This window comes from Vibrio proteolyticus NBRC 13287 (assembly GCF_000467125.1).
Lineage (GTDB): Bacteria > Pseudomonadota > Gammaproteobacteria > Enterobacterales > Vibrionaceae > Vibrio > Vibrio proteolyticus.
Genome location: NZ_BATJ01000028.1, coordinates 18,496 through 35,555 on the forward strand (window position 1 = coordinate 18,496; position 17,060 = coordinate 35,555).

Here is a 17,060-nt window from a genome sequence, read left to right on the forward strand (position 1 = left end):
AAGAGAGAGAAATAAAAAAAGAGGGCCATAGCCCTCTTTTATGTATCGTTATGTATCTATTCGCGTTTTATAGAACGTGAACCGATGCAGTGTTGGTGGTACCAGACGCAACCAAGGCACCAGAAACCATCACTACGATGTCGCCTTTGTTACCCAGGCCTGATTCCAGCGCCAGCTCTTTACCACGGATGTAGAATGCGTCAGTACTGTCGATGGAATCAACAACAACTGGCATTACACCTTTTGTCAGAACCAGCTGAGCGGCGGTCTTCTTGTTGGTAGTCAACGCCAGGATGTTGGCTGTTGGGAAGTATTTACGTACTGAACGTGCTGATTTACCGCCTTCGGTTGCCACGACGATCAGTGGTGCCGCAAGTTTCTCAGCGGTGTCAACTGCACCTTTACATACAGCTTCAGTGATGCGCAGTCGTGGGCTGTCCAGACGAGAACCCAGCTCGGCTTTCAGAGCAGAGTCAGTGCGGTTTGCGATTTGTGCCATGATGGTCACAGCTTCTACCGGGTATTTACCTTTCGCGGTTTCACCAGACAGCATCACTGCGTCAGTACCGTCCATGATTGCGTTAGCAACGTCACCGGCTTCTGCACGTGTTGGACGTGGGTTCTTGATCATGGAATCCAGCATTTGAGTCGCAGTGATAACCATCTTACGTGCACGGTTACATTTCTCGATCATCATCTTCTGCGCGAAGATAACTTCTTCTGCTGGAATTTCTACACCCAGGTCACCACGTGCAACCATGATACCGTCAGACAGCTCCAGAATGTCGTCGAAGTTATCAACACCTTCCTGGTTTTCAATCTTAGAAATGATGTGGATGTTCTGGCCGCCGTTTGCGTCCAGTACTTCGCGGATTTCTTTCACGTCAGAGGCTTTGCGGATGAAAGAAGCAGCAACGAAATCAACGCCTTGCTCACAACCGAATTTCAGGTCGTTCTTATCTTTCTCAGCCAGTGCTGGCAGATTTACCGATACGCCTGGCAGGTTCACACCTTTGTTTTCACCCAGTGCGCCGTTGTTCAGCACTTTACATTTTACTTCGGTGTCGGTAGTTGAAATCACTTCCATTTCAATCAGGCCATCGTCAACCAGAATGGTGTTGCCCGCAGACAGGTCAGCCGCAAAACCAGGGTAGGTAACAGCCACAGTGTCTTTATTGCCGATCACAGAGGTGTCGGTGGTAAAAGTGAATTCCTGGCCTGCAACCAAATCAACGTCTTCGCCGTTTTCCAGTTTGATTGTGCGGATTTCAGGACCTTTAGTATCCAACAGGATAGCCAGTTGCTTACCTGTTGCTTCCATTACTTTACGGAAGTTCGCAATACGAGTGCCGTGCTCTTCGTAGTCACCGTGAGAGAAGTTCAGACGCATTACGTTCATGCCTGCGTTAACCAGCTCGGTCAGTTTCTCTACAGATTCAGTTTTAGGGCCAATCGTACAAACGATTTTGGTCTTTTTCATGGAAGATACTCTCCGCTAAATATAGTTACAATTTGAAACTTGGTTTTGGTCACCAGAGTGGGGGCCGATTGGGCTGACATTTTGGGCCTGTCAGCGTGATTTTGCTTCGGCAGCGCAGCACTCCAGAACTGAAAGTCTTTCATCAAGTTTAGTCATTTTATGACCACGCTGATGGGAATTTATTCGGTAGTTTTGTGACTAACCCCACTTTATATGAGGAAAGTTGCAAAAAAATAACGGTCAATTCTGTAATTTATTTTCTTTTCGGTGGCGAATTCTACCACCGAATCGCCGCAATATCACTGTTTAAGAATTGTCTTAGGACAAGGTTTTAGCGGGAAATATTAATTTTTTGGATCGAAATAAATGGACAAAAAAGTTTCGCTTTGATTATACTTTGTTTCGATTTGAAACTTATAATTTAAAATTAAATGTCGAAACGAAACACTCAACTGCGCCGCCACGCGATTTCAAACTTAGTGAACGACAAGGGTGAAGTCAGTGTGGAAGAATTATCCAGCCGATTCGAAACCTCTGAGGTCACGATTAGAAAGGATTTGGCTTCGCTAGAGAAAAATGGCCAGCTACTGCGTCGTTATGGTGGTGCCATTGCATTGCCGAAAGAAGTCGTAAGCGAGGAATTAAGTAAAAATGTTTCGACTCGAAAGGTGGAGTTGGCCAAAGCCGCCGCAGAACTGATCCGCGATCACAATCGTTTAGTGATCGACAGTGGCAGCACGACGGCGGCATTAATTCAGCAACTCGATCATAAACGCGGTCTGGTTGTCATGACCAACTCACTGCATGTCGCTAATGCGCTTAATGAGTTGGAAAACGAACCGACATTATTAATGACTGGCGGAACTTGGGATACGCACTCAGAGTCCTTTCAGGGTCAGGTGGCCGAATCGGTATTACGCTCATACGATTTTGATCAGTTGTTTATCGGCGCGGATGGTATCGATCTGGAGCGCGGTACCACGACGTTTAATGAGTTGGTAGGCCTTAGCAAAGTGATGGCCGAAGTCTCACGTGAAGTCATTGTGATGATTGAGTCCGAGAAAATTGGCCGCAAGATCCCTAATCTGGAATTAGGCTGGCAGAACATCGACGTGCTGGTGACAGACAAACAGGCCAGTGACGAGCAGGTCGCACAAATCGAATCTCATGGCGTACGAGTGATCCGCGCCTGACCCTATTACCCTGTTTCCCCGACGTTCCGGCTTTTGCTTGCTGCCGGTTGGGGAGATAAAGAAATCAAACACGGAGAACAAAACATGTGTGGAATCGTAGGTGCAGTAGCACAACGAGATGTCGCTGAAATTCTGGTAGAAGGTTTACGCCGTTTGGAATACCGCGGGTATGACTCCGCTGGTGTTGCCGTAGTAGATGGCGACCATCAACTGACCCGAGTGCGTCGCCTGGGCAAAGTTCAGGAACTGGCGGATGCTGTGGAAGAAGCGCAGGTACTTGGCGGTACTGGTATTGCGCATACACGTTGGGCGACACATGGTGAGCCCTCTGAAGTGAATGCTCACCCACACATGTCCGGGGATATTGCCGTCGTACACAACGGCATCATCGAAAACCACGAAGAACTGCGCAGCCTGCTGCGTGATCGTGGCTATGTGTTTGAATCCCAAACCGACACCGAAGTGATTGCCCACCTGGTGGAGTGGGAACTGCGTACCTCAGCCAGCCTGCTGGAAGCGGTACAGAAAACCGCCAAACAGCTGGAAGGTGCGTACGGCACCGTCGCGCTGGATCGTAAAGATCCGTCTCGCATAGTGGTGGCTCGTTCTGGTAGCCCGATCGTGATTGGTTTCGGTGTTGGCGAAAACTTCCTGGCTTCGGATCAACTGGCTCTGCTTAATGTCACCCGTCGCTTTATGTACCTCGAAGAAGGGGATGTCGCGGAAATTACCCGCCGCGAAGTGACTGTGTTTGATGCGAACGGTGAGCCCGTTGAGCGTGAAATTACCGAGTCCAATGCAGAGCACGATGCCGGAGATAAAGGTCAGTTCCGTCACTTCATGCAGAAAGAGATTTACGAGCAGCCAACAGCGCTGATCAACACGATGGAAGGCCGTATCAGCGCCGATTCTGTGGTCACAGAGAGCATCGGTGTTAATGCGGTTGAGATCCTCAATAAAGTGGAACACGTTCAGATTGTCGCGTGTGGCACCTCTTACAATGCGGGGATGACGGCGCGCTACTGGTTTGAATCTCTGGCGGGCGTGAGCTGCGATGTGGAGATTGCTTCCGAGTTCCGTTATCGCAAATTTGTTACTCGTCCAAATAGCTTGCTGATCACGTTGTCTCAATCGGGCGAAACGGCCGATACACTGGCGGCACTACGTTTGGCTAAAGAAAAAGGCTACATGGCGGCGATGACGATCTGTAATGTCGCAGGCTCATCTCTGGTGCGTGAGTCTGACTTTGCGTTTATGACTCGTGCTGGGGTGGAAATTGGTGTTGCGTCGACCAAAGCGTTCACTACTCAGTTGTCAGCACTGCTGATGCTGGTGACCGCTCTGGGTAAACAGAAGCAATTGATCGGTAAAGCGCAAGAGAAAGAGATTGTTGAAGCACTGCACGCACTGCCTCAGCAGATCAATGCTGCCCTGTCGTTTGAAAAAGAGATTGAAGCGTTGGCGGAAGATTTTGCTGACAAGCACCACACGCTGTTTTTGGGGCGCGGAGAGTTCTATCCGATCGCGATGGAAGCATCATTGAAGCTCAAAGAAATCTCTTACATTCATGCCGAAGCGTATGCCGCAGGGGAGCTGAAACACGGCCCTCTGGCATTGATTGATGCCGATATGCCAGTGGTAGTGGTCGCACCGAGCAACGATCTACTTGAGAAGCTAAAGTCGAACATCGAAGAAGTGCGTGCACGTGGCGGCTTGTTGTACGTGTTTGCTGACAAAGATGCCGGTTTTGAAGCGGATGAGAACATGAAGATCATCACCATGCCACACGTGAGTGAAATCACGGCGCCGATCTACTACACCATCCCAATGCAACTGCTGTCTTACTATGTGGCCTTGATTAAGGGCACCGATGTCGATCAGCCTCGTAACCTGGCGAAAGCGGTGACGGTGGAGTAACTCACCAAACCTCCATCCTTAGATAAAACCGCCGACTGGACAGCATTCAGTCGGCGGTTTTTTTATAAAGATAGAGTTTTCGGTGTTTAATAAGCCTCAACTTCTTTAGTGTCGATAACTTGGTTAACCGCCTGGGTAAATGCCGCGTGCAGTTCGGGCGTGGCATCGTAGACGGAAGCGTACCGTCCTCGTGTTGAAAAGTGAGTGTTTTCATCGAACTGATAAGGCGTTAAATCGGGCAGTAGAAAATAGCTGGTTACGTTATTTTTATAGGTTGCGACTCTGCGTTTTTTATCAAGGTATGAGATGCCGTCTATAAATGGCGTCACCACCATTTTTGGCCGATTGACCACGCCTGCCATTTTAAACGACATCAGTAGACCCGCACCGGCGCCAACAAAGGCCATCGGCCCCACAAAAATCACAGCCACCACTGAAACCGCCACTCCGACGTAGCCGGAGTAGCGCAGTGCCGCATAGCACGCATCAGGTACTAATTCTAAGTCGCTGACAATAATGCCCTTGTCGGTTAGGGTGACTGTTTGTTGAATGTTGGGTTTACCTGCGTAGTACAGATAAGTGCCCATCGCACTAACAAAAAAGAGCACCATAACAAACTGAATCCAGTCTCCTAACGTGCCTACCCATAATGCCAATGCTGCGCCGATTAGCCAGATGGTAATGGTGCCATAGTCTGGTAGTGGCTCTTTAATCAGTTCAAACTGATACAGCACGTCTGAATCCAGCACCGCTTGTTGTTGCTGTTGTTTGTATTCGTCACTAAGCTCTGGCAATGCTGCCGTTGATGTCGACATTAACTTGGCTGGCACGTTGCTATTTTTCGAGTATTAACAATCTGATTTAAAGCCTTCATAAAATCAGCCTGCGATTCGGAGTCGGCATGGTACACCACTTCATGGAATACCCTCATCTCATTATGCTCTTCATCGCTCAATGGATAGGGATCGATATCAGCCGATAAGTAGTACGAGGTAAGGCCGTGCTTAAACCTGAGTTCTCCTCGCTCCTCCAGATAATCTACCCCCTTGATAAACGGCCTGATTTGCACTCTAGGTCGATTGACCACGCCTGCCATTTTAAACGACATCAATAGGCCCGCGCCGGCGCCAACAAAGGCCATCGGCCCCACAAAAATAACTGCGATAACAGAAATGGCCACACCAACATAGCCGGAATAGCGCAAGGCGGCGAAGCACGCATCGGGCACTAGTTCTAGATTACTAACAATAATGCCTTTTTCAGTTAGCGTGACCGTCTGCTGAATGTTGGGGTTGCTTGCATAATAGAAATATACGCCCATTGGAGTAATAAGAACTATCATTAGCAGGACATACATCCAGCCTCCTAATGAACCTACCCAGATTAAGAACGCTACTAATGCAACACCTAAACAGTTAGAAATGTAGTCTGTAAAAGGCTCTTTAACCAGTTCAAACTGATACAGCACTTTTGCTTCCAACACCGCTTGTTGTTGCTGTTGTTTGTATTCATCACTAAGTTCTGGCAATGCTGCCATTGATGTTGACATTATCTTGGAACCTCTACTTCAATTATGGTGTGTTGACTCAGGTTGATTGCGTCCAGTTTTACCATCTCCTGAGTTACATTAACACCGGCGGCAAACTGCGTCTGATATATACTGCTGCGCGTTGTGTCCGAATTGGTCTGATAAGGGTTGTCCATATCTTTCAACACAAAAATCCGGATTTTGGACGGCTCTGTGCTCGCGTGGTAGCTGACCGTTTGACGAATTGGGCGGGGTAACACAAGCTGATACGAGTAAGTACTCGGTTCATTCGGGTCTTGTCGCCATTGACCTGCTGCAATCTCCTGCGCGCCGAACGGTTGTGCGGCTTTGCCTGCTGGTTTGACTTCGATGCCCAGTGCGATGGTGTCTCCGGCATAGGTATTAGGCAGAGTGAAGGTTAGTTGCTGCTCAATCTCTACTTGTGTCGTGGTGTCATAAGGCGAGGCAAGCGGCATCACGTTTCGGCTGAGTACCTGAGTGTGTACTGACGGCTGATTGATCAAGGTAATCAGATTGAAAAACTCATCTTCAGCGCTCAAAGCTGGATCCGGTTCCTTGCCCCACACCGAATGTTTCAGCCATTTTTCTAACGGTGTTTTTTCCGTCAGCAGCAATATGATGGTAACTACGCCATACAGAGCCGCACCCCAGAAGTTGGCTGCCAGCATCCATCCTTGCAGCACACCTCCAATGGCTAGTCCAACATAACGTGACATCAAAGACCGGATGGCCAAGGTGATCCAACTGAATCCTTGGGTACTTAATGCGAGTGTTTTTACAGCAAGTAAAGCTTTCTCTGCACTGTCTTTGGATTGATAAAAGTCCTCAATAGATTGCCATCCTTCCAGTCCGACTGCTATAACACCAGCCACTCCTGCAATTAATGAGCGCGCGATATATTGTTCGGCATGAACAGTTTGCGCTACAGTGGGGCTTTGACTGGCTTTTATCTGTTTCAACGAACGGTCGAGCAATTTGGTCTCAGTCTTCAGATTATTGATCGACAACCCTTTTAAGTTGGAACCTACCGCATTAATAAACCAGGCGGTGCTGTAGGCCAGAGTCAGCTCCTGGCGACGGGTGTCCGGGTATGGCACAGATTCGACGATCTGTTGCAGCGACATCATCTGATTAAACACATTGATCAGGTTTAAGCTCGAGACCACAAAGTCCATACGGCCTACGCTATCCCACTTTTGCGACAGGTTTTGCGCTTTGCTGGAAAACACATGTTTGCCAACCTGGTGGTCCTGATAGGCCTCGAAGACCAGTGGGGTTTCATCAATAAACTGGCTGACCCTCTGGTTCAGGTCTTTGAGTTCCGTGCTGGTTTTCACGTACTCTGGTGAGCCTTTCATTTGCGTTTTTAAGGTTTTTTGCAATACTCCGGCTTCGATTGACATGTGATGATAGATATTGGTGCCAAATCTGTCTGCGTGTGACAATTTATTGAGTTGCACTTTGCCCCCTCTGAGATAGAGCTGCGCCCATACGGCCATGGCCATGCTTCTTCGGGCTGCAAGACCGGGAAGTTTCATCACACGATTTAGAATTCTGAAACGCAGCATCTGCATGGCATGCAGAGCTTTATCTCCTTTGACGGCGGTCGCTTTTTTGGCGTTCTCGATGATGGTATCCAGCGAAACCAGCAACCCTTTGGTCATGGTGAAGAGGGGAGAGTTCGGGTCATCAAAGCCAATAATATCGTTAAAGGCGGACATAAAGCCCCCAATTGGGATTCGGCTGTTCTCCGCAAACTGTGAGAAATCCAACTGGCTGATCAAGTTTTCTGTTTGAGCGTAAATTTCACTGGAGAAAAAGCTGGTTGTCAGCCCCAGTAAGTTTTCAGGGGCAATAATAAGTTGATCAATGTGCTCATGGAGTTCAGGGCAAGATTGCGAGCTGAGATCGAGATCGTTCAGGATGCAATCGAGCAGGGTATTTAAGGTTATCTGATGATCGTGCTGAGCGATGTCGATCCCCAGGCGGAGCGGATCATTGCCCAAGGTTTCCAGAGCGCTGATCAGGATAGGAACGTCACGCAATATCCCCGTTTGCGCCAAGGCTTGGGTTTCAATATAGGTTTTGTAGTACTTATCCAGTCCTTTCCAGTCAACCTGACGATGTGCTTTGCGCCGCTGGGTGTATTCATCCAGACGTTTTTCTAGCAGTGCAGGCGCAATGCCTTTTGCTGCTAAGCGGGCTTTGGCTTGCGGGTATGCGAGTACTGTCGATTCCGCTTCTGCCCAAATGGCCGCTTTTGCGTCACCACGAGGCGCATTGGCTTGGGTCATTTGGGTTTGGAAATAGTGGTATTCCAGGCAAGTATCGATGTCCTGCTCCACTTCAATCCAGTCTTGCGGGGGAATGACACTCATGCTCTCCGCTGGCAGAGAAATACGCACCAGAGAGCGGATGGTTTCCGCAATGACCGTTTGACGACGGGCGGCATCGTCTTCAATCGTGAGCTGCACCGACTGCGATAAGCGTAGATACAGGTCGACGATATCTGCCATGGGATCATCCAGAGCGACCAGGTCATGAGCTGCGTGACTGGGCACCTGGTATTGATAACTTTTGAGGTTGCGCGATACCAGAGGTGCGACTAATCCGGTGGGATCCTCTTCTTCGAGCTGTGTGGTAGCGCAGCTCCAGTCAAACTGGGTTAAGTCGCACTGGCCCACATCGGCGACGCAGGTTTCAATCTGCTCGATTGGGGTGCGGTGCGTTCCTGCATTGACGTCGCGTAGCCAGTCATTTCGGGCTTGTTCATTACTTTGATAAAAATCGACGATGCGATCAGTCCAGCGCTGGCTGGCGTAGCCCAGATAATACGGACACTCTGTTCGGATCATCAGGTGGGATTGCGGAGCTTCGGGTTTCGCTTCCAGCCGCGCTGCTGCATCATCGCCTTTACAGCGATAAAATTCGCCCTCACGCACCTGATACTCTTCGAGTTGCCAAGCGTCACCTTCAGGGGGCTGGTGCAAGGTATACAGCCATCCATCACGTAACTGACGTAACGTATACGGGACTTTATTCGATGCAAACACACCACCTGAAAAGTTTTGTTTGTCTTTAATCGGGTGGACACCTTCAGCCACCTCGTTCTCCAAACTTTCAGGGACGATATTGTCGATGGCGTATCGGACCGGCGCGATCGCAGCAAAACTGTTCTGGCTCGATTGTGCGACGCGAACCACAGGAAAGGTGGCCTGTTCGCTGATGGAGCCCATCGACAATATGTCTGGGATCAGCAGGGCGGTGTTGATCTGGTAGCCGACGTCTTTGCCGTGGTTATATTGGCTCACGGGTTCGAGATACAACACACTGCCGGCTTCCGGCTGAGCATCATCGCCGCGCCAATAGGGATTCAGCGTCTTCAGTTCTTCGACGGTGATGCTTTGTTGTTCCGCGACCTGCTCCAGCGTTTCTCCCGGCGCTACGATGTGTTTTTTTCGTTTGGCTTGCCCTTCGGTAAGTGGGATTAACTCGCCCATATTCAGTTGTATGCCATGCTCGTCAAGAAAGGCATGGTCCACCAACGCCACTGCGTTGTCATCCAATGGCTCTTTGCTAAAAAGCAGATACTGATTATCAACGGTTTGCCCATTTCGCTTCCACAACGCAAGGATAAAATCGGTTTCGCTGGCGTTGGACGGTGCGTTGTTCATGCTACCCGCCACACTTTGGGTGGCCACAAAGCGATATTTTTTATTGCCGCCGAAGCGGTATTCATTCAGCAGTTTGTCGTCTAAAAAGTGATAGAGAAAACCTTCGGTCGGCAAACCGAGCTGAGATCCCACTTGGATGGCTGGGCGGAGGGGGATAAAGGCCTCTTGTATCGTCACGCTGTCTTTTGGATGAGGCATTACGTTATCTAATTGAAATGGAACAACGTGATGTTTACCGACCTGAAGGGCTTTGGCTTCTTCTACTTCGATGCTGCAGGCGTAGTGGGTTGTCTGCTTTACTGCCTGCTGACGCCACTGCTTGATCGCCGGCTGACCGGACGAAGATTTAAGCAACATTTCAAGGTTAGGGGCAACAGACTGTTTAAACAGCGGCTCTTGGCACGCAAACTCAAGAGTGTAGGCAAATTCAGGTTCAGCTTGAGTGGTTTCAACCGGTGTTGAATGACGATGAACCGGCGCCGTGTCGGTAAGAGGTTTATAGCCCGCTTGATAGACTTTGCGGGTCTTTGACATTTTTAGAGACATAACAACTGAATATGAGCAAAAAATAGGCCCAAATTGTACCCGCAAACGGCGGATTCATACTCTAGTTATATGCACTTATTTGCTCTTATTTTTCGCTAAGCTGCCAGTGAAAAGCTCATTGATAGAATTAAAACCGCCATATCGGCGTTTCGAACGTATTGATGGCGTTGTCTTCAGAGTTGTCGTCGCTGAGCGAGACGATGTTTCCGATATAAGTGACCGGTCAGCAGAATGCTGATGATGCCCAATAGAAGGCTGACCCCGAGTTGAGCATGAGATCCTGTACCAATGCCACTGCCAGCCAAGGAAAAAATAATTGTTTGGGGCAGGTATCCAAACAGTGAAGCAAGTAAAAATGCGGGGAAGGGGACCGACGCCATACCGCTGCACAGATTGGTCAGCAGATTGCTCCCGATAGGGAAAATACGTAGCAACAGAACTTTGCTCACCGCGTCTTGTTTAACAAAACGCTCAAAGCGATAGAACTGGACTGGGAAGTATCGACTCAAGGTTTGCTTGAACATCAGTCTTGCCAGCCAATAGATGGCGGCAGCACTGAACAGCGTGCACAGTATGGCGTAGCCCAGCCCGATGCCCGCGCCGAACGTATAACCAAATAAGAACGCAATCAACTGACGAGGGCCGCCACAACCGGTAAACAGAACGCCCGTAATTAGCAGCCACACCACGCCGTTGACGCCATGTGCGCCTACGTAAGCGGCGATCCAGTTTTTATCGGATAAATGTTCCCATATTGGGTTGTCGGTTTCCCGGAAAATTACGATTGCCAAGACGGCCAGCACGGCAATTTTCAGATAGGTTTTATTCATTGCTGCGATAAGCACATTTAATGGTTGGCCATTTGGTTCTGCGGATCAACCAGGCGACGCCAATCAGATCAACGATGCCGACCCATAACCGATTCCAAACCGTGTACTTGGAGACTCCTTCAATGCGATCACGATGATTTACCGGATGGATCACGATCTTCCCGTTGAGCCGGCGGATCAGTGCCGGCAGGAAACGGTGCATATGATCAAAATAAGGAAGCAAGACGAAAGTGTGGCGCGGGAAGACTTTCAGTCCGCAGCCAGAATCTGGAACGCCGTCTTTCAGCAGGGCATGTCTGACGCGATTGGCCACCTTCGACTGGAAACGAACCCACGGCGTATCTTTGCGACCTTTACGGTAGCCCGCGATGCAGAAATGTTCGTTCTCAAGGGAAAATGCTTTCTCGATCATCGACGGAATATCGTGCGGATCGTTCTGGCCATCGGCATCCAGTGTGGCAATCAAGTGTCCGCGAGCATGATGGACGGCGGTATGTACCGCGGTACTCTGACCACAGCTGTCCGCATGGCTGAATACTTGTAGCGCCGTACCCAGGCGCTCGGCGGCCTGAATGGCGTCGTCAACAGTGTTGTCGGTGCTACCGTCATCGGTCAGTACAATTTCAAATTGATACTGGGGATGAAGTACTTCATGTATTTCTTCGATTAATCGAGAAACATTCCCTTGTTCATTTTTAGCCGGAATAACTACAGAAATTTGCATCTTTTTAAGAAAAGTAAATGAGTTATGAAAATACTATGCTCGTTTTGGCTTCTGTCAAGATAGCACGAGAAGTGTAAAAAATACGTGAATAACAAACCCCGATTAATACGGGATTCATTAATAGTGGTTATATTTTTATTTGTCTTATTAAGTGTTTGATTTTGTGTGTTTTATTTTTTTGTTTTACTTTTTGGGAATGTTTAAAATGTTATTTTCATTTTGTTTCATTAGAGAGTGTGATTGATGTTTAAATAAAGAATTAAAATGAACTCTTGAAAACATGAAAGGATAATTTGTCTTTTTTAAAGTTTTGTGACCGGAACGAATTTAATCTTGCCTGGATTGCTGAATGTTTTATACAGACATATACTGCGGCGTATGTATTTAATTTTTCTCAATAAGACAAGTTCATGCAAGGAATGAATGACTCTGAACGTCACGAGTATGTGTTTACATTATTCTGGTTAGTGTTGATCGCGTTTGTGGTTATTTTTGCCGGGATAGGTTTGCGTGATCCCTGGCCTGCCGATGAGCCGCGTTTTGTTGAAGTCGCCAGGGAAATGGTGGCGTCAGGCAATTGGTTCTTTCCAATGAGAGGTGGTGAGCTTTACCCGGACAAACCGCCGGTATTTATGTGGTCAATGGCCCTGTTGTATCGCCTGACCGACAACCTTTCCTGGACGTTCTTGATTCCCAATGCAGTGGCGGCGTTGATTACACTGCTGTGTGTCTACGATTTGGGGGCGCGACTGTGGAATGTGACCACTGGCCGTAATGCAGCGCTGTTGTTGTTGATCGCTCCACAATTTCTTATCCAGGCCAAGACGGCGCAAATTGATGCCATGGTAGCGTGTTGGATTACCCTGGGGATGTATGGATTATTAAGATACTTTTTCCTGCGTGGTTCACTGGGCTGGTACCTTCTGGCCTGGGTGTTCATGGCGCTGGGCATCATCACTAAAGGGGTTGGATTCTTGCCGTTGTTGGTGTTCATTCCTTTGTTGGTGCTGCATTTTACTGGTCGACAGTCATTTTCTGACCAGTGGGATCGCAAACTCTGGTTCGGGCCTTTAGCGATGTTGGCAGTGTTATTGTGCTGGCTGCTACCAGTGATCTATTTCTCTTACACCAGTCACAATCCGGACTTTGCCGCTTATCGGGACAATATTCTCTTAAAACAAACGGCGGAACGTTATGCCAACTCCTGGGGCCACATTAAGCCGTGGTATTACTTTGCTGTCAGTGTCATTCCAGTGTTCTGGTTCCCGCTTTATTTATTGATCGCACGAAAAGGGGCGCTGCTGTCGATGTGGCGTTCGCCGTTGGCGGTTACGCTAGCCAGTTGGGTGATTCTGGTGGTGGTATTTTTCAGCCTGAGCCCCGGTAAACGCGGTTTGTACATCTTACCAGCGTTACCTATGCTGGCATTGTTGGTTGGTGCTTACTCGACACCGGACAAACTGGCGCGTTGGCTGCAAGGTTTGCTGGCCGGTCTGGCTGCACTGTTGAGTGTGGCGGCTATTGTGGTGGCTGTCGCTGCGTTGATTCAGTTGGATGCCGTGGTTGAGCAGGTCGGGCCGAGAACCTGGCCGTTTGCGTTGATGTTTTTCGCCTTGGCTGCGATTTGGGGGCTGGTGGTTTGGTACAAACGCTTCGCGGTGGATCTGCGCAGTTATACCTTGGCGCTGTTAGCGACCTGGCTTCTGTATTCGCTGGTCGGTTATTCGCTGTTGAATCCGGTGCGTACGCCAGCGAAAGCGGTGATGCAGCAAGTGGTGGACAATATCGAGCCGGGCGCTGAAGTCGGCATCACCCGCTTTAAAGAGCAGTTCCTGTTGTTCTCACCGATCGCGCTGACCCATTTCAGTTACCTGACGTCGTCTCAGCAGCAGGATCGCAATGCCTGGCTATGGATGAAAGAGCAGCCCGGGCGTTATATTTTGACTCAGAATGACCAGGATCTGACGTGTTTTGATGCCAGTCAATCTATCGATTTAGGGGAAGCTCATCGTCGTCACTGGATTCTATTGGGCCAAGACTCATTACTTGAGACGTGTCCGAAACCGGAGCGGGTGGTGCGGTATCACCAACCTTTTCGATCGGTTTACCGTTAACGGAATTTGATCAAAAAGCCACCCGAACTGGGTGGCTTTCTTTAAGCGGTTCAGCGGGCGTGCTGGCTGAGGTACTCCGATGCGGCCAGCGGTCCCATATAGCGGGCGAGTGTTTTCTCGGCGACGGTGCGAAGATCAACCACAATCAGTCCGTCGAGCGCATTGTTGAACGCAGGATCGACATTGAAACACACCAGTTTACCGTTCAGACCCAGATATTGACGCAGCAATACAGGGACGCCTTTGCCGTCATCAATGCGGGCAATGACCCGAGACAGAAGCTGCAAGTCGCCAAGTGCCGTCAGTAGACTGGTGTTCCATGAGCTGGCATGGCTCGGCAGTGGGTTAGACGCTTCAACGTAGTGGGCACTGTCGGCATCGTAATGATGCAAGGTCATGGTCTGAGCCAGCAGTTGACGGGCTTGCTGACTGTAATCATTACTGATGCTGACCGGCCCGAACAGGTGGGTAATGTTCGGGTGTCGCGAGACGTATGTCGCTATGCCTTTCCACAGCAGTAACAGGGCACTCATGCTGCGCTGGTACTCAGCCGCAACCACGGAGCGGCCCATTTCAACCGCCGTCCCCATTTTATTCAGAAACCGCTGATCGTAGTGGAATAAGGTGCGTGAGTAGAGACCATCCAGACCTCGCTTGGCGGACACCTGTTCAACCAAACCGAGGCGATAAGCGCCAACCAGACACTGTTTGTCGCGATCCCAGACAAACAGATGCAGATAATCCTCATCGAATTCATCCAGGTCGAGCGCCAGTCCGGTGCCTTCACCGACCGCTCGGAAATTCAGCTCACGCAGGCGCCCGATCTCATGCAACAGAGAAGGAATATGTGCGGCACTGGTGCAGTAAACGTCAAATTCGTTGCTGCTCAGCAGGTGGTGTTCCGCTGGGAGATTATGGATATCCTCCAACCAGGCTTCGGTGGCTAACGCCGGCGCGACGGGGTGTGGCGGCGATGCTTCGACCGTTTGTGTGCTGTTCACCGGGGCGGGCTGGAGCAGGTAGGTATTCAGGCGCAGGTAATTGACGACCTGGGTATCACTCAGGCCATTAACCTCTTTGTACTTGATGGCGTCGCCGACGGCGATCCCGATTGGTTGAGATTGTTTGTTGAGCAGCTCACGTCCGAGCATCAGGGTACGCAGCAACGGGTGGATTTTCCCGGCCATATAAAAGCGTTGCGAGTTCTGGCCGTTAATGAAGACGGGAACCGTAGTGGCTTTGTGTTTACGAATCAGTGCGCTAACAGAGCGGCTCCACTCTTTGTCTTCCAGTTTCTGGGCTTTGCGGTCAACCAGATGCGACACTTCGCCAGCCGGGAACATCAGCAGTAATCCACCTTGTTCAAGGTGTTTGTTGGCGCAGCGCAGCGCTTTCATGTTGGCTCGGTGGGCGGATTCGCCATCAAAGACATCCACACCAATGAACAGTTTGTCCAGTTCGGGAACGGTTTTAAGATATTGATTAGCAAGGATCTGTACGTCGTCGCGGAGCAACAACAACAATTCCGCGAGGATCACACCTTCGACGCAACCAAGTGGATGATTGGCAACCACAATCGTGGCCCCTGAGGTGGGAATTTTATCCAGACTGCCGCGCGTGATCTGATAATCGATGCCTAGCACATCGAGCGTAAAACGCAGGAATGCCCGGGTGTCGCCACCGGCTGGCCGCTGAGCGTAAAATTTGTCGAGCTTGCTCAATCCGGTTGCCCATTCAGCGATGTTTTCTCCCCAACCAAACGGCGTTTTCCTTGGCAGACGAAAAGGGCTGGTGATATCCATAATGACCTCAGTTTGATGTACTCTGGAGAGAATCTTATGGCGATTAGATGTCAGTCAGGCTTCAGTTTGATGAGAAAAGCATGATAGAAAAGTGACGATTTGATGAACATGCGTTACGGCCTGAGATATCAAACTGAATTAATATGTAACAGCCAGGCCGGTGCGCCTTTAAATTACGTGTCGCTCACAAAATGTACTAATTTCATACCGTACTGAAAGTATACCTGCTAGCTTAGATTTTGCGGGTACACGCACAATAACAAGTCAATTGAACCTTTGCTTAATGTTGCTCTGGAATAACGGGAACCGGATCGGTTCCCGTTTTTTGATCGCACACAGTGTCATCAAATCATATCTTGGGTGAGCAGTGGATCATCTATGGAATCGGTTGTATAAATGATGAGGCTGAATCAGGAGTTCTATTATGAAAGCAACAGACAACCGCACCGCTCTTATCCTTGGCATCAGCTTGATCTTAGGTTTGGCGGTACTGGGCTACTTTGTTCAACAGACGGCGTTAAGTTACCGTGGTTTTGAACGTGTCGTGACCGTTAAAGGGCTGGCCGAAAAGGAGTATCCGGCCGACACTGTCATCTGGCCGATTCAATTTTCCGTTGCTGGAAATGATCTGCCTGAACTTTTCGCTACCCTCGACAAACAGTCGCAGGCCATCAACGCATTTCTGGTGTTGCAGGGGATCGACAAAACCGGTATTTCGTTCTCTTCTCCGACGGTGATCGACAAAAAAGCTCAGCAGTACGGTGGCGAGAGTAACATTGAATTTCGCTATCTCGCTTCTCAAACCATGACGGTTTACAGCCAGCAGGTGGATTTAGTGCGTCAGGCCATCACTAAACTGGGGGAACTGGGTAAACAGGGGATTGTGTTCAACCAGGATCCGTACAGCAATCCCATCGAATACAGTTTCAATGGCCTGAACAAAATCAAGCCTGACATGGTGGAAGAAGCCACGAAAAACGCGCGTGAAGTCGCGCAGAAATTTGCCCGTGATTCGCAAAGTTCGCTCGGTAAAATCAAGCGAGCTTCGCAAGGGCAGTTTTCGATCGTCAGCCGTGACAGCAATACTCCCTATATCAAAAAAGTTCGGGTGGTTTCCACCGTCAGTTACTACCTGAATGATTGAGTTTCGGCCAAGCGGGGCGACGTGGATTAGTGCTGAGACGCTATTTTTGTAGCATAAATAAGACTTTTTTCGTAATTGATTAAAAAT

Annotated in this window: 11 protein-coding genes; 4 read left to right on the forward strand and 7 right to left on the reverse strand. The window is 49.4% G+C overall.

Translation table 11 applies throughout. The features are described from left to right. Positions 1-67: 67 nt before the first annotated feature. Positions 68-1,480: a pyruvate kinase PykF gene (gene pykF, locus VPR01S_RS20740; RefSeq protein WP_021707330.1), complete on the reverse strand. Its 1,413-nt coding sequence runs from the start codon at positions 1,478-1,480 to the stop codon at positions 68-70. Between the two features lie 431 nt (positions 1,481-1,911). On the opposite strand from pykF, the gene VPR01S_RS20745 reads away from it, so the two are divergent. Together VPR01S_RS20745 and glmS are read left to right on the forward strand one after the other, a co-directional pair. After that, positions 1,912-2,673, forward strand: coding sequence for a DeoR/GlpR family DNA-binding transcription regulator (locus VPR01S_RS20745; RefSeq protein ID WP_021707331.1), 762 nt, complete (start codon positions 1,912-1,914; stop codon positions 2,671-2,673). A gap of 84 nt (positions 2,674-2,757) precedes the next feature. Next, positions 2,758-4,590, forward strand: a complete 1,833-nt coding sequence (glmS, locus tag VPR01S_RS20750) for a glutamine--fructose-6-phosphate transaminase (isomerizing) (RefSeq protein WP_021707332.1) — start codon at positions 2,758-2,760, stop codon at positions 4,588-4,590. An 86-nt stretch (positions 4,591-4,676) separates the two neighbouring features. Here the strand turns inward: glmS and VPR01S_RS22040 are convergent, their stop codons facing one another. From VPR01S_RS22040 to VPR01S_RS20775, 5 genes are all read right to left on the reverse strand, one after another. Continuing rightward, complete coding sequence (locus tag VPR01S_RS22040) at positions 4,677-5,420, reverse strand: immunity protein TsiV2 protein (RefSeq protein WP_217997216.1); 744 nt, start codon at positions 5,418-5,420, stop codon at positions 4,677-4,679. Further along, positions 5,405-6,139 carry an immunity protein TsiV2 protein gene (locus VPR01S_RS22045; protein WP_021707334.1) on the reverse strand — a complete coding sequence of 245 codons (735 nt, stop codon included), beginning with the start codon at positions 6,137-6,139 and terminating at the stop codon, positions 5,405-5,407. The genes VPR01S_RS22040 and VPR01S_RS22045 overlap by 16 nt, the downstream gene beginning before the upstream one ends. Continuing rightward, the gene (locus VPR01S_RS20765) at positions 6,139-10,347 is read right to left on the reverse strand and encodes a LysM peptidoglycan-binding domain-containing protein (protein ID WP_021707335.1); all 4,209 of its coding nucleotides are present in this window, start codon (positions 10,345-10,347) and stop codon (positions 6,139-6,141) included. Before VPR01S_RS20765 ends, VPR01S_RS22045 begins: the two co-directional genes overlap by 1 nt. 185 nt (positions 10,348-10,532) lie before the next feature. Next, the gene (locus tag VPR01S_RS20770) at positions 10,533-11,189 is read right to left on the reverse strand and encodes a TVP38/TMEM64 family protein (RefSeq protein ID WP_021707336.1); all 657 of its coding nucleotides are present in this window, start codon (positions 11,187-11,189) and stop codon (positions 10,533-10,535) included. Beyond that, a complete protein-coding gene (locus VPR01S_RS20775) occupies positions 11,182-11,913 on the reverse strand; it encodes a glycosyltransferase family 2 protein (RefSeq protein ID WP_021707337.1) in 732 nt (243 codons plus the stop codon). Before VPR01S_RS20775 ends, VPR01S_RS20770 begins: the two co-directional genes overlap by 8 nt. 410 nt (positions 11,914-12,323) lie before the next feature. Here VPR01S_RS20775 and VPR01S_RS20780 point away from each other — a divergent pair, with 410 nt between their 5' ends. Beyond that, entirely contained in the window at positions 12,324-14,027 is a 1,704-nt protein-coding gene (locus VPR01S_RS20780) for an ArnT family glycosyltransferase (RefSeq protein ID WP_021707338.1), read from the forward strand. Between the two features lie 50 nt (positions 14,028-14,077). Here the strand turns inward: VPR01S_RS20780 and VPR01S_RS20785 are convergent, their stop codons facing one another. After that, positions 14,078-15,829: a bifunctional lysophospholipid acyltransferase family protein/GNAT family N-acetyltransferase gene (locus VPR01S_RS20785; protein WP_021707339.1), complete on the reverse strand. Its 1,752-nt coding sequence runs from the start codon at positions 15,827-15,829 to the stop codon at positions 14,078-14,080. A gap of 424 nt (positions 15,830-16,253) precedes the next feature. Here VPR01S_RS20785 and VPR01S_RS20790 point away from each other — a divergent pair, with 424 nt between their 5' ends. Next, the gene (locus VPR01S_RS20790; RefSeq protein WP_021707340.1) at positions 16,254-16,973 is read left to right on the forward strand and encodes an SIMPL domain-containing protein; all 720 of its coding nucleotides are present in this window, start codon (positions 16,254-16,256) and stop codon (positions 16,971-16,973) included. Positions 16,974-17,060 lie beyond the last annotated feature (87 nt).

Excerpts from the sequence above, each read along its gene's own strand:
- pykF (WP_021707330.1), bottom strand. The coding sequence starts at position 1,480 with ATGAAAAAGACCAAAATCGTTTGTACGATTGGCCCTAAAACTGAATCT.
- VPR01S_RS20745 (WP_021707331.1), top strand. The coding sequence starts at position 1,912 with ATGTCGAAACGAAACACTCAACTGCGCCGCCACGCGATTTCAAACTTA.
- glmS (WP_021707332.1), top strand. The coding sequence starts at position 2,758 with ATGTGTGGAATCGTAGGTGCAGTAGCACAACGAGATGTCGCTGAAATT.
- VPR01S_RS22045 (WP_021707334.1), bottom strand. The coding sequence starts at position 6,139 with ATGTCAACATCAATGGCAGCATTGCCAGAACTTAGTGATGAATACAAA.
- VPR01S_RS20765 (WP_021707335.1), bottom strand. The coding sequence starts at position 10,347 with ATGTCAAAGACCCGCAAAGTCTATCAAGCGGGCTATAAACCTCTTACC.
- VPR01S_RS20770 (WP_021707336.1), bottom strand. The coding sequence starts at position 11,189 with ATGAATAAAACCTATCTGAAAATTGCCGTGCTGGCCGTCTTGGCAATC.
- VPR01S_RS20775 (WP_021707337.1), bottom strand. The coding sequence starts at position 11,913 with ATGCAAATTTCTGTAGTTATTCCGGCTAAAAATGAACAAGGGAATGTT.
- VPR01S_RS20780 (WP_021707338.1), top strand. The coding sequence starts at position 12,324 with ATGCAAGGAATGAATGACTCTGAACGTCACGAGTATGTGTTTACATTA.
- VPR01S_RS20785 (WP_021707339.1), bottom strand. The coding sequence starts at position 15,829 with ATGGATATCACCAGCCCTTTTCGTCTGCCAAGGAAAACGCCGTTTGGT.
- VPR01S_RS20790 (WP_021707340.1), top strand. The coding sequence starts at position 16,254 with ATGAAAGCAACAGACAACCGCACCGCTCTTATCCTTGGCATCAGCTTG.